Origin of the sequence: Acinetobacter sp. MYb10, from assembly GCF_002980175.2 — a bacterium.
In the GTDB taxonomy this organism is placed as follows: domain Bacteria; phylum Pseudomonadota; class Gammaproteobacteria; order Pseudomonadales; family Moraxellaceae; genus Acinetobacter; species Acinetobacter guillouiae.
Map to the genome: position 1 here is coordinate 1,159,203 of NZ_CP058272.1, position 13,126 is coordinate 1,172,328.

At 41.4% G+C, this 13,126-nt stretch carries 11 protein-coding genes; 4 read left to right on the forward strand and 7 right to left on the reverse strand.

Annotated features, from left to right (window positions below):
• Positions 1–49: 49 nt before the first annotated feature.
• Both catA and CQZ96_RS05560 read left to right on the forward strand, forming a co-directional pair.
• Positions 50–970, forward strand: coding sequence for a catechol 1,2-dioxygenase (gene catA / locus CQZ96_RS05555; RefSeq protein WP_105712963.1), 921 nt, complete (start codon positions 50–52; stop codon positions 968–970).
• 74 nt (positions 971–1,044) lie between these two features.
• On the forward strand, positions 1,045–1,926 hold the full coding sequence (locus CQZ96_RS05560; protein ID WP_056512511.1) for a SphA family protein: 882 nt from the start codon (positions 1,045–1,047) through the stop codon (positions 1,924–1,926).
• A gap of 192 nt (positions 1,927–2,118) precedes the next feature.
• On the opposite strand, the gene cntB is transcribed toward CQZ96_RS05560, so the two are convergent.
• The 6 genes from cntB to CQZ96_RS05590 form a co-directional block, all read right to left on the reverse strand.
• On the reverse strand, positions 2,119–3,075 hold the full coding sequence (gene cntB / locus CQZ96_RS05565) for a carnitine monooxygenase, reductase subunit CntB (protein WP_105712964.1): 957 nt from the start codon (positions 3,073–3,075) through the stop codon (positions 2,119–2,121).
• A gap of 111 nt (positions 3,076–3,186) precedes the next feature.
• The gene (locus CQZ96_RS05570; protein WP_105712965.1) at positions 3,187–4,638 is read right to left on the reverse strand and encodes an NAD-dependent succinate-semialdehyde dehydrogenase; all 1,452 of its coding nucleotides are present in this window, start codon (positions 4,636–4,638) and stop codon (positions 3,187–3,189) included.
• 128 nt (positions 4,639–4,766) lie between these two features.
• Positions 4,767–5,882 carry a carnitine monooxygenase subunit alpha gene (cntA, locus tag CQZ96_RS05575; protein WP_004721375.1) on the reverse strand — a complete coding sequence of 372 codons (1,116 nt, stop codon included), beginning with the start codon at positions 5,880–5,882 and terminating at the stop codon, positions 4,767–4,769.
• 66 nt (positions 5,883–5,948) lie between these two features.
• The gene (locus tag CQZ96_RS05580; protein WP_105712966.1) at positions 5,949–6,902 is read right to left on the reverse strand and encodes an alpha/beta hydrolase; all 954 of its coding nucleotides are present in this window, start codon (positions 6,900–6,902) and stop codon (positions 5,949–5,951) included.
• Positions 6,899–8,554 (reverse strand): BCCT family transporter, encoded by a 1,656-nt coding sequence (locus CQZ96_RS05585; RefSeq protein WP_016539053.1) that lies wholly within the window; start codon positions 8,552–8,554, stop codon positions 6,899–6,901. Before CQZ96_RS05585 ends, CQZ96_RS05580 begins: the two co-directional genes overlap by 4 nt.
• A gap of 42 nt (positions 8,555–8,596) precedes the next feature.
• Positions 8,597–9,709, reverse strand: a complete 1,113-nt coding sequence (locus CQZ96_RS05590; RefSeq protein WP_105712967.1) for a tartrate dehydrogenase — start codon at positions 9,707–9,709, stop codon at positions 8,597–8,599.
• A gap of 100 nt (positions 9,710–9,809) precedes the next feature.
• On the opposite strand from CQZ96_RS05590, the gene CQZ96_RS05595 reads away from it, so the two are divergent.
• Together CQZ96_RS05595 and CQZ96_RS05600 are read left to right on the forward strand one after the other, a co-directional pair.
• A complete protein-coding gene (locus CQZ96_RS05595; protein WP_004721384.1) occupies positions 9,810–10,790 on the forward strand; it encodes a LysR substrate-binding domain-containing protein in 981 nt (326 codons plus the stop codon).
• Positions 10,791–10,865: 75 nt separating this feature from the next.
• Positions 10,866–11,699 (forward strand): DMT family transporter, encoded by an 834-nt coding sequence (locus CQZ96_RS05600; protein WP_105712968.1) that lies wholly within the window; start codon positions 10,866–10,868, stop codon positions 11,697–11,699.
• A gap of 112 nt (positions 11,700–11,811) precedes the next feature.
• On the opposite strand, the gene CQZ96_RS05605 is transcribed toward CQZ96_RS05600, so the two are convergent.
• Positions 11,812–12,996: a hypothetical protein gene (locus CQZ96_RS05605; RefSeq protein WP_056512528.1), complete on the reverse strand. Its 1,185-nt coding sequence runs from the start codon at positions 12,994–12,996 to the stop codon at positions 11,812–11,814.
• Positions 12,997–13,126 lie beyond the last annotated feature (130 nt).

The window sequence follows — 13,126 nt, forward strand, 5'->3', positions numbered from 1 at the left end:
TCTCAAGATACTCATGCCAAATACTCATATCAATCAAAGGAAGATGATGATGAATAGACAACAAATCGATAGCCTCGTTCAGCAAATGAATGTCGCGACAGCAACAGGTGAAGTCAATCTGCGTGTTCAGCAAATCGTTATACGTTTACTTGGTGATTTATTCCAAGCCATTGAAGACTTAGATATGTCTCAAACCGAGCTTTGGAAAGGCTTAGAATATTTGACAGATGCAGGTCAAGCCAATGAACTGGGACTTTTGGCAGCAGGTCTAGGGCTAGAACATTACTTAGATTTACGTGCAGATGAAGCAGATACTAAAGCAGGTATTACAGGTGGAACACCACGAACAATTGAAGGACCGCTTTATGTTGCAGGTGCGCCTGAGTCCGTTGGCTTTGCTCGTATGGATGATGGCTCTGAATCTGCGCACGTCGATGCCTTAATCATTGAAGGCATTGTCACTGACACTGCTGGACAGATTATTCCCAATGCAAAAGTAGAAATCTGGCACGCCAACAGTTTAGGCAACTATTCATTCTTTGATAAATCTCAGTCTGCATTTAATTTACGCCGCAGTATTTTCACCGATACACAAGGTCAATATATCGCTCAAACCACCATGCCTGTCGGTTATGGCTGTCCACCTGAAGGTACAACACAAGCTTTACTCAATTTGTTGGGGCGACATGGTAACCGCCCTTCGCATGTTCACTACTTTGTCTCTGCACCGGGTTATCGCAAACTGACCACCCAATTTAATATTGAAGGTGACAAATACCTTTGGGATGACTTTGCCTTTGCTACTCGTGATGGACTGATTGCTACTGCGCTGGATGTAACGGATCTCGCAAAAATTAAACAATACAATTTAGATAAAGCCTTTAAACACATCAAATTTAATTTCCAATTGGTCGAAGACGCTGATCAAGTCCCCTCTACAGAGGTTGATCGTCGTCGAGTAGCCGCTTAGTCAACAATGTAGTGATGCTTAATCCGTTTAACTACAGCTACCTGCAATAAAAATATCATTGAAAAGGATTTTCTATGAAACAATTGATGTTCAAACTTTCAGTTCCATTGATGCTCGGTTTAACCAGTAGCATTGCCTGTGCCACAGAAAATGGGGCTGACTCATTTGCCCTCGGTGCCGAAGGTATGATGGCGGGCGCACTACCACCTGCTGGCGTGTATCTATTAAGCTATTATCAAAATTATCATGCTGGAAGTTTTGACAACGGCCCAGCGAATTTTCATTTAGATGTAAATGCCTTTATCCCCCGTTTGGTCTGGATGACAGAACAAAACTATCTCGGCGGTCAACTGGGTTTCTATGCCATACAGCCTATGGTTGATCTCAGATTATCTGCAGCGGGGATGTCAGACCATAACACTGCCTTAGGTGATTTAATGTTGGGGTCAATGTTAGGTTGGCATCAAGGAGATCACCACTGGATTGCTGCGGTAGAAACAGTACTCGCCACAGGTCAGTATGATAAGGCCACAGCACAACAACCTTTGGTCGCCAATATTGGCAAAAACTATAATACTGTTCGACCGATTTTTGCTTACAGCTATGCGCCAAAAAATGGTTTAGATATTTCAACTAAAATTTCTTATAGCTTTAACACTGAAAATGATGATACCCAATACAAATCTGGGGAATATTTTGCTGGTGATTATAGTCTTGGGTATAAACTTACTGATCAGGTTAAAGTGGCTGTTGAAGGCTACGCTTTGAAGCAAACCAAGTCAGATAAGCAACAGGGTGAAAATATTGCGATGCGTGGACAAGTTTTGGCAATTGGTCCTGCAATACAATATCAAGATAAAAACTGGTCAATTGAAGCAAAGTATTTAAAAGAAACTCATGTTGAGAATCGCCCTGAAGGTCATACGAGTGTATTAAAATTTGTGTGGGCTTTTTAGTGGCTATGCTTTGCACTTAGCAGTATTTGGTTTTTTACGCAGATGCTCAATTGTAGTTGTTAAATCATACTCATAATCAGTCATTAACGCCGAATGAACTTCATTCGGCGTTAATTTAGAAACCGTCAATTCGGGTTAAAGTAAAGCTGCAATATATCAACATAAATCACTTCGGTTTACGCCAATAATCATTTATAAATCTAATACCAATCTTTTGCCTTTGGCACGAGATACACAGATCATCATCGATTGTTGTGATGCCTTTTCATCATCACTCAAATACTGATCAAAGTGCTCTGCCTCACCGTCTAGAATTGCAGTTTCGCAGGTACCGCATACTCCTTCACGACACAAACACTCAACATCGATATTCAGTGCTTCAATCGCCTGTAAAATAGTCTGGTTGCCTTGAACTTCGACTTGCTGATTGGATTTCGCCAAAACCACAGTAAATGCTTCACCATCTTCAGGTACGGTTGAAGCAAATTGTTCCCAATGAATATATTCATCTCGATAACGATGAAAATTACAACGATCAATCACCGCATCAATCATTGGCTTTGGCCCACAGACATAAACGTGTGTGCCCTTTGGCTGTGCGGAAATTAATTGATCGAGATCAAGGCATTTCCCATCTGAATCGACATAACTAAAAATATGTTCAGCATGTTTTTGTTTGAGCTCTTGAAGCAGTGCAGCATGCTCTGGCGAACGATAGGCATAATGCAATTCGTAATCTGCTCCTCGTGCAGCCAACTCATCCATTTGCGGCACAAAAGGCGTAATCCCAATCCCACCCGCAATTAAAATATGTTTTGCGCCATTTTCAGCCAGCGGAAATAAATTTTTAGGTTCTGAAATCAGAATTTCATAGCCTTCATTGCATTGCTCATGCATATAGACCGAGCCACCTTTACCTTCTACATCTTTGCGTACGCATACTTGGTAAGTGCTAAGATCCTGAGCACAGCTCATCAGTGAATAGGCATTGGAAAGCTGATCATTCATTTTAACAATGATATGACTGCCCCCATTAAACTGAGGAAAATTTTGTCCATCCTGACGTTTAAATGTAAACCGTTTGATCAATGGTGTAAGTTGCTCTACCCCTGTGACCACTGATGCAAACATTTCATAATGACTTGCCATGTCTAAATCCTCTTTACCACATGTTGCTTTTTTAAGTACTTATTCAAGCGCTTTCTCATTGGAGGGCAGCGTGTTGGATGATCATCAATGAATGTCCAACACGCCTTTATCCTATAGCCCTAAACACATATATTTAATGGTCATGAATTCTTCTAAGCCATACTTAGAACCTTCACGGCCTACCCCTGATTGCTTCACACCGCCAAACGGGACCACTTCATTTGAAATTGCAGTTGAGTTCATCCCCACCATGCCATATTCAAGTTTTTCTGCGACACGCCAGATCCGTGAAATGCTTTCGCTATACACATAGGCTGCCAAACCAAAGATGGTGTCATTGGCTTGGGCAACCACATCTGCTTCATCACTAAATCGAATCAGTGGTGCCACTGGCCCAAAGATTTCTTCTTTGACAATTTCCATGCTTTGATCCACATCAGTAAGCACGGTTGGTTCAAAAAAGGTCTGTCCAAGTGCATGCTGTTTACCACCACAAGCCACTTGTGCACCTTTTTTTCGTGCATCATCAATCAACTGTTGAGCCTTAAGGACGGCTTTTTCATTGATTAAAGGCCCTATCTGTACATTTTCTTCAAGACCATTGCCAATCTTAAATTTTTCAACTTCTTGCACAAATTTCTCAGTAAATGCCTGATAAACCTTGTCATGTACATAAATACGGTTGGCACAAACACAGGTTTGCCCTGCATTACGGAATTTGGCAAAAATTGCACCTTGTACTGCTTTATCTAAATCCGCATCATCAAAAATAATCAATGGCGCATTTCCACCGAGTTCGAGCGCAAGTTTTTTAATCGTGTCTGAACATTGCTGCATCAATAAACGGCCAACAGGCGTTGAACCAGTAAAAGTCAGTTTTTTGACTTTTTCATGACTGGTAAATACTGCACCAATTTCTTGTGATTGACCTGTTACAACATTGATCACCCCAGCAGGAATCCCTGCCATTTCTGCAAGTTTTGCAATGGCCAGGGCGCAATAAGGCGTTTCATTGGCAGGTTTAATCACAATCGTACAACCCGCAGCTAAAGCTGGCGCAGCCTTACGAGTAATCATAGCGATTGGGAAATTCCAAGGCGTGATCGCTGCAACCACTCCTACAGGTTCCTTGGTAATGATAAAACGCTGTTGATTGTTGGTGGTAGGAATCACATCACCATAAACTCGCTTGCCCTCTTCTGCGAACCATTGAATAAATGAAGCAGCATATTTCACTTCACCTAAGGCTTCAGCCAAAGGCTTGCCTTGTTCAATGGTCATGATACGAGCCAGTTCGTCAGCATGTGCCAATACCAACTGATACCAAGCCAATAATAAATCTGCGCGTTTTTGTGCAGTTAAGGCTTTCCACGTTGCTAAGGCTTGATATGCAGCATCAACCGCTAGGCTTGCTTCTGCTGCCCCCATATTGGGAATAAGCCCAATCTCTTCACCTGTTGCTGGGTTGGTGACGGGTACAGTGGCATTGGATTGTGCATTGATCCACTGACCATTTACCCATCCACGTTGTTGAAATAGCGGACTACCTTGCAAACTTGACATGTCATGATCCTATGGTTTGAAAGCAAGGTACGACTTTATTTGCCGCACCTTTAACTTGAGCGCTTCTCTAAAAAACACATGATCGAGCTCTTGGCCCCAGTGATATTTTGAGAGGCTCCCTTAAATGATTATTTGTGATATTGCGCAACGAGGTTTTGGAAATAAGCAATGCCGTGTTCACTAATCCCCGAACGTTGCTTATCCGTCATGATTCGCCCTTGACCGCGATAACCACGTGACTTTAAGCCACGTTGCACACTTTCAACCAGATTTAAATCTTCTGGGCGGAAGACATTACGATACCATTCAATCAAATCTTTTTGGTCTTGAGTCAGTTCTTCATTGGTAAAGTAAATATCATAATGTTGTAATGTCGTTTCAGCATCTACAGGAAATTCATAGATCACGGTCATAAAATTACCGCCTGGTGGCACATTAAACATGGTGCAAGGCCATGTCCAAAAACCACTAAAGGTTGGATCTTGTACCGATGGATCCAGCTTGAAGGATTTTTCTGAAGAACGTGCATATCCATATTGCAAGGTCCAGTTTTGATGTGTGGTATGCCAATATTTATCCACCTGAACAGAATCAGCAAAGCCCGGATGCGCAGGTCCGCAGTGATAACATTCCATATAGTTATCTACAATCACTTTCCAGTTCGCTGGTGTTTCCGTCACAAAGCGTGCTGCAAGTTTTAAATCTTTGATGACCGCACAAGTTTCATTGAGCTTTTGTGCAAACTCAGGCAATTGATCTTCAACACAAGTGGCATTTTCATCCATATTGATAAAGATAAAACCGGCATACTCTTCAACTTTTACAGGCACCATACTTGAGTTTTGTTTATCAAAGGATTCAACATGATCACAGTTACGTGCCAGCGCCAAACTTCCGTCTAACTTAAATGTCCATGCATGATAAGGACAGGTAATCACATTCTTCGCTTTACCACTGCCACTTAACAACTCATGTCCACGATGCGGACAGACATTATAAAAAGCCCGTAGTACGCTGTCTTTACCGCGAATCACAATAATATTTTCACCAATGACCTTACGGGTAATATAGTCATTGGCTTGAGCCACCTCACTGCCGTGTGCAACGCAAATCCAGCTTTTTGCAAAAATTTCTTCTTTTTCACGCTCAAAAACCTGAGACGATGTATAGAACACTTTGGGAAATGTCCAAGCAACGTCTGGGTTTGAACAGAAATCTTCTGGTAATTTTTCAACTGCATTCATGTTTTTACTCCATTAAACTCTTTTTTGTCCTAACGACCGTTTGTTTAAAATTGGCTGATGTTCAAATCAATTGAACATTGGCTTTAACGAACTCAGCATGCGCTGATATAAATCTTGCACCACAGGACAGTCACGTACTAAACGCAAACTGCCATGTAGTAATCCTTTACCGAGATAAAATTCGGTTGCAATATTGGCCTGTTTTAACTTGTCAGCAAAAATACGCCCATCATCACTGAGTGGGTCATACTCAGCCACAGCAATAAAACTACGGGGCATATCGGAAAAATCCTGTGCCAACAGTGGTGATAAACGTAAGTCCTGCCAGTCGCTTGTATTTGGCGCATAGGCTTGCAAGTAATCATGCATATCCGCTAGCGACAGTAACGGTGCATCTGCTTGCTGCTGACAAGATGCCGTATCAAAACCACTACTCAAACATGGATAAATCATTGCAAGACCACAGGCTTGAGCCCCTGTATGTTGTAATTGCACTGCAAGTGCAGCCGCTAAATTACCGCCCGCACTGTCCCCCATCAAAACAATTTGATTTGGATTAATCTTCCATTGCAGGCCATGTTGATAGAGCCAGTGATATACCGTTTCACAGTCTTCATATGCAGCTGGAAAATGGTGTTCTGGTGTTAAGCGATAATCCACACTCAGCACAGCAACATTTAAATCACGGCATAAATAGCGAGTGATAAACTCATGTGAATCAAGATTTCCCACCATCCAACCGCCACCATGAAGATATAAAATACATGGCCAACCTGTCGCTGGTACTTCACCCAATGGTGAATACAACCGAACATTGACTGGATGATTGAGCTGCGGCACAGTTTTATCTTCAATATTGACCGTACCATCACGCGGTAAGGTGTAATGTAAGCACATCGCATCATACGCAGCCCGAATAGAATCGATATCGTCATCCGCAGGTGAATAAATGCTGCTCCAATACACCAGACTTTGCATTTCTTCACTCAATCTATAGTGCATGCTCGATTGTTGTGTCATGACAATTCCTTTTGACTGGTTTTATCCGCAGTGGGTTCAATTGCAACATCAATGTGCATATGTTTATTTGCGTCTGTTTGATCTAAAGATTCCAACTCACTAAAACTCATTTGCTCAATCAGATGGGATGGAACCTTTGAATAATCCTCAATCAACCATTTCACCAAGCCATAGGTCTGTATCAAAATAATCACAATGAATGGCAATGCAGTCACAATGGTCGCGGTCTTCATGGTGTCCAAAGGTGCTTTAGAGAAAATCATCGCAATCGGAACAAGGGTTAGCATCACACACCAGAACAAACGTGCATTTGGTGATGGGTCTTGCCCCTCACGTAAACCACGAGTACAAGTTGCCGACACTGCATAGCCCACAGCATCCATATGTGCTGCAAGAAAAATCACCATAATCCCAAGGAAAATCCACATCATCAGCTTGCCAGCAGGCAATAAACCAAGCAGTTGGCTAATCGCAACTTCACCACCTTGTTGGCTTAAAACTTGTGGCACATTGACCATACCGTGAATAAAGTTATAGACACTGTAGTTTTCAAACACCCCAAAGATGAACCATAAACCAACGCTACCGCCGATGACCATGGCAAGAATCACTTCTTTGATGGTACGTCCCTTTGAAACACGCGTTACAAATAACGCCACACCCGGTGCATAAGAAATCCACCATAACCAATAAAATACGGTCCATTCACGGGTGAACTTTCCATCGCCCATTGGGTCGGTAAATAAACTCATATCGACAAAATTGGTTGCCATTAAGCCAAAGCTCATCAGCGAGTTATTCATAATGAATTGGGTCGGCCCAAAGCACAGCACATAAATCGCAAACAACACCACACCTAAACACACCATATGGCTGAGACGTTGCATGCCCTTATCCATCCCCACATAAGAACTCAGGGCGAATAAAATCGATACTGCAAAAATAATCACCACTTTGGTCATAAAGGTATTCGGGATACCTGTCAACTGCGACAATATATTGGTAAAAGTCACCGCAGTCAGCACCAAAGAAATTGTTAAAGCACCGAACATACACAACAAGAACATCAGATCGACAAGGCGCCCAACAGGTCCAGTTGCCTTAAAACCAGTGACCGCTTCAATCATTGACGCCAAACTTAAGCCTTTATTTTTTCTGACGTGATAGCTATAACACAGTGAAATTGAAGCCAGCGCATAGATCGACCAAGCACTCAATCCCGAATGAAAGAATGAGTAAGCAACGCTATATTTCAGTGCTTCCGCAGATTCAGGAGTTAAATTTAAACCCGGTGTTTGATAATAATAAGCCCAGTCTAAAAAGCCCCAATATAAGGTCGAAGAACCAATACCCGATAAAATGAACATGAAAATCCATGACATGGTACTGTATTGCGGTTTGCCTTCACCTAACTTGATTTTTCCATATTTACTGAATGCCAAAGCAAAGGTAAAAATAATCGATAAAAATGCAAATAAAAGCACTGGTGTAGTAAAAACAGATGTTGTCCACTTCATCCATTGAGCCGCAAGCTGTATAGATTCAGTCGAGTAAATTGCCAAACCAGCCACCGAAATAAACACAACGGCAAGACTGGTTATTGCAAGTGTCTTATCTGTATAAAGTTTTGTATTTTGATTATCCATATCCATTCAATCCATCTTGGATCCTGATTGTTTATTCCCTAAGGGCGATTACTCCATCGCGAATAAGTCCATTTTTTGATGTGTTACAAATGCTGCTATCGCATCTCCAACATCGTCCGTCTTGGCTGTTCCACCCACATCTGGTGTTTTCGGGCCATATAGCAATACATGTTCAATTGCCTGCATAATCTCTTGACCTGCTTGAACCACCTGTTCATCACCATCTGCCAAGAAATCCAACATCATTGCGCCAGACCAGATTGCAGCAATTGGATTGGCAATTTTTTGACCATAAATATCGGGTGCAGAACCATGTACAGGTTCAAACAACGATGGGAAATTACGTTCTGGATTTAAGTTTGCAGAAGCAGCTAAACCGATCGTTCCTGTACATGCAGGCCCCAAATCCGACAAAATATCACCAAACAAGTTTGAAGCAACCACGACATCAAAACGTTCAGGCTGTAACACAAAACGCGCGGCCAAAATATCGACATGCTGTTTGTCTGCCTTGATTTGCGGATATTGTTTTGCCATCTCATCAACACGTTCATCCCAGTACGGCATACTGACTGCAATACCATTTGATTTGGTTGCAGCGGTAATTTTTTTAGCATCGCGTTGATTGGCAAACTCAAAAGCATATTTCAAAATGCGGTCTACACCATGACGGGTAAACACAGCTTCTTGTAAAACAAACTCACGCTCAGTACCTTCAAAAGCCTTACCACCAATCGCAGAGTATTCACCTTCGCTATTTTCACGTACCACGTAGAAATCAATATCCCCCGGTTTTTTACCTGCAAGTGGGCATTTCACCCCTGGCATTAAACGTACTGGACGTAAATTTACATATTGATCAAAACGACGACGGAACTGTAGCAACGACCCCCAAAGAGAAATATGATCTGGCACTTTTTCAGGCCAACCCACTGCACCAAAGAAAATCGCATCGTATTGCTGTAAAATTTCAAACCAGTTATCCGGCATCATTTTTCCGTGTTCAAGATAGTAATCACAACTTGCCCACTCAAACGCATCGAACTGTAGCGCTATGCCATATTTGTCTGCAGCTGCCTTTACAACCTTGATCCCTTCTGGTAGAACTTCTAACCCGATTCCATCGCCTGCAATCGTCGCAACTTTATACTTTTTTGCCATAACGCTCCCTTACACCTTTGGTTAATATCCTTAGCTGTAAACATGCTATTTTCAGCAAAAATGATCAATAATAAAACTATCACCCCAATGGACACGGATCGTGAATAATCTACCTAACCTATCGGATTTAAAGGTTTTTTGCACAGTCGCAAAACGTAAAAGTTTTGTTGATTCTGCTGAGGAACTGGGTGTTTCGCCTGCGTTTATTAGTAAGCGCATCAACATTTTAGAAAACAATTTAAACTGTAAATTGTTTCATCGCAGTACCCGTCATGTCAGTTTGACTGAAGATGGCAAACTGATTTTGGAGCGAGTCGCTCATATTTTGGATGAATTTGATGAAATCAGTGAGTTGGTCAATAACCCATTAAGTACCCCCACAGGCCATCTGGATATTGTCAGTAGCTTTGGTTTTGGACGGAAACATGTTGCACCGATCCTGTCTAAACTGCTGACCATGTATCCAAAATTAGAAATTCAGTTTGATACAATTGATAATACGAAAGATTTAATTCAACACAGTATTGATCTAGATATTCGGATTGGTAATGAAATTGCACCCAATATGATTGCCAAAAAAATGGTTTCTAATTTCCGAATTTTTTGTGCTGCACCAAGCTATTTACTAAAAAATGGAATGCCTGAAAGTTTAGACGATTTACGTAGTCATGATTGCTTAACCATCAGTGAACGTGATCAATCCTCGGTATTATGGAAATTACGCCACGCTTCAGAAGATATGTCGGTACATGTCACCCCACGTTTTATTTCCAACAATGGTGAAATTATTCACCAATTGGCAGTCGAAGGTCATGGCATTATCTTACGTTCAATTTGGGATGTTGCAGATGAGTTGATTAGCGGTCAGTTACAGCATATTTTGCCTGAATACTGGCAAGATGCCGATGTATGGGCTGTCTACCCGTCACGTTTAAAAAGCTCATCTAAATTACAGACCTGTATCCTGTTTATCCAAAATGAATTACAGAATCGATTGCAGCATGTTCAGAACCTATCACGTGGACAACTGATTCAACCGGTAGAATCGGTAACACAGCACGCTGAAAAGGTATTTTTATAATCGAGATCAGCTGCCTGCTTTCTTTTTTTAACAACATCATGCACATTAATTCAATCATGAACATGCAGGCAGCATATGAGCACGGCAATATTTGGCCTTATTTTAATCGCAGCGGTATTTCACGCCACATGGAATGCTATTGTCAAAGCAGGCTCAAATAAATTTTTAACCACTGTACTGGTGACTGCATCAGCAGCAGTTTTAGCAGCGCTACTGCTGCCCTTTTTCCCGATACCACATCGCGCTAGTTGGCCTTATATTTTGGCCTCAACGGGAATACAGATTCTCTATTTTGGTATGGTTGCCAAAATCTATCGTGTCGCTGACATGGGACTAAGCTATCCACTGATGCGTGGTACTGCACCGCTTATTGTGGCAGTTTTAGGGACATTCTTGCTGCATGAAACATTAGAACTTAATGCTTGGCTTGGGATCATTACCATTTCCATCGGCATTTTATCTATGATCTTCGCGACCTCTCAAACAGGAAGAAAAGGGATTGGCTTAGCCTTGCTCAATGCAGTTTTAATTGCTGGCTATACCTTGGTGGATGGTCATGGGATTCGTCTCTCAGGATCACCCATTTCTTATATCTTATGGAGCTTTGTGCTCTCAGGTCTGATCTTTTTTATGTTTGCCTTGAAAATGCAGTATCGCCAGATGGGTGATTATTTTCGTCATAATTGGCATTTCGGTTTAATCGGTGGGATTGGCTCATTTTTCTCTTATGGACTTGCATTGTGGGCGATGACACTTGCACCAGTTGCTATTGTTGCCGCACTGCGTGAAACCTCGATTTTATTTGCTACGCTAATTTCGATCTTTATTCTTAAAGAGCAAGTTAATACGATACGTATTATCTCGTCATGTATTATTTTAATCGGGGCATTGGTCCTAAGAGCCGTCTAACCCTAAGAGCGGCCTAATCCTAAGTGCCAACTATTCCTAAGAGTGGCTGGCCTAGGCAGAACCGAAAGAACCAGTCTATTTTAAATAGACTGGTTGATCTTCTATGTTAATTTTAGAAATAATAACCAAGTGATAAGTAAAATAATTTATTCCACTGATTACTGTCGCCTTGTGCAAGACCATTGGCACTACCGCCTGTCATTGGATCATTACGACTCCAAATATATTCGCCCTGAATCCCTACTGCTTTGTAATTAAAATACACCCCAGCAATTAAACGATCTGAATCTTGATAGCCCTTTTGATCTTTAAAGAAACGGCTATAGGACAGATAAGGTTTAATATTTTCCAACTGATAAAAGGGTTGAGCCAAGGTGTAATTAATTTCATTGGCCATAAATTTGCCTTTATTGGCCACTTGGTAGGGATAATCAAACGCCCCGATGGTTGAGCTATTTGGCAGAAGATTATCGGCATTTTTAATGTTCTGTTCACCTGCAAGGAAGAGCCATTGCCATGCTTGATAATTGGTTGTACTAAATACACTCCATGTACTTCGATGACCATCTTGCTGCGTGCGATTATTTTCCAGATCTGAGTACCAGAATGAACCACCAATCTCAGTTGAAAACTTTTGCGCTGGGTCCAACTCAAATTTTTTAGATAAGCGCGTCACCCACATATTTTTTTCATCGATATCTGTGCCTTGGCTTAAATCATCGGCTTGAACGAAGTTACCACTATAGCGACTTGCGTCTTTGGATGTTCCTGTATAGTTACCGCCATCTGTTGGATAAAAACCTAAAATAAAATTGTATTGATCATTTTTAAACTGATACTTCGCACCTAGATTTTGAATATCTTCTAAGCCAACCGTATTTAGCAAGGTTTCATAATAGCTGTTGCCCCACAGTCGACCAAATCCAAAATCAACTGACTGGAAACCCACGGTAAAGCGTTGTTGGTCTGAAATTTTATATCCAGCCCAAGCATCTTTTAGAAATAATCCATCACATAAACGGCTGTATTGGTAACAGCGTAGATCTAATGAGGCAATCCAATTTGGATTTTCATAACTCAATACTGTTTTAATATCTGCAAGCTGCCAATCCTTGTTTTTAGAACCTTCATTTGCTTCAACGATATAATCTTTGTACATATATCGGGTACGGATTGCGCCAGAAAGTTTAAGTTCACCTGATTCTGTTTTAGGGTCACCTATACTTAAATCTGCTGCAAAACTAGGCATGCTGACCAAAAGCCCCATTGAACCTATAAATAGAAATAACTTCTTCATTGTTGTACATCCTTGTTTAACCTCATATAAAAATGAAGAATTTATGTACAACAAACAATGGGCAAACTATAAAGTCGGAATTTACAGACTGTGTTTAATGCGGATTGATTCAATCACGATAAGGAGGTAA

Bases quoted from the DNA above. Each gene is read 5' to 3' on its own strand.
- CQZ96_RS05605 (WP_056512528.1), bottom strand. From the start codon at position 12,996: ATGAAGAAGTTATTTCTATTTATAGGTTCAATGGGGCTTTTGGTCAGC.
- CQZ96_RS05570 (WP_105712965.1), bottom strand. From the start codon at position 4,638: ATGTCAAGTTTGCAAGGTAGTCCGCTATTTCAACAACGTGGATGGGTA.
- CQZ96_RS05560 (WP_056512511.1), top strand. From the start codon at position 1,045: ATGAAACAATTGATGTTCAAACTTTCAGTTCCATTGATGCTCGGTTTA.
- CQZ96_RS05590 (WP_105712967.1), bottom strand. From the start codon at position 9,709: ATGGCAAAAAAGTATAAAGTTGCGACGATTGCAGGCGATGGAATCGGG.
- CQZ96_RS05600 (WP_105712968.1), top strand. From the start codon at position 10,866: ATGAGCACGGCAATATTTGGCCTTATTTTAATCGCAGCGGTATTTCAC.
- catA (WP_105712963.1), top strand. From the start codon at position 50: ATGAATAGACAACAAATCGATAGCCTCGTTCAGCAAATGAATGTCGCG.
- CQZ96_RS05580 (WP_105712966.1), bottom strand. From the start codon at position 6,902: ATGACACAACAATCGAGCATGCACTATAGATTGAGTGAAGAAATGCAA.
- cntA (WP_004721375.1), bottom strand. From the start codon at position 5,882: ATGAATGCAGTTGAAAAATTACCAGAAGATTTCTGTTCAAACCCAGAC.
- cntB (WP_105712964.1), bottom strand. From the start codon at position 3,075: ATGGCAAGTCATTATGAAATGTTTGCATCAGTGGTCACAGGGGTAGAG.
- CQZ96_RS05585 (WP_016539053.1), bottom strand. From the start codon at position 8,554: ATGGATATGGATAATCAAAATACAAAACTTTATACAGATAAGACACTT.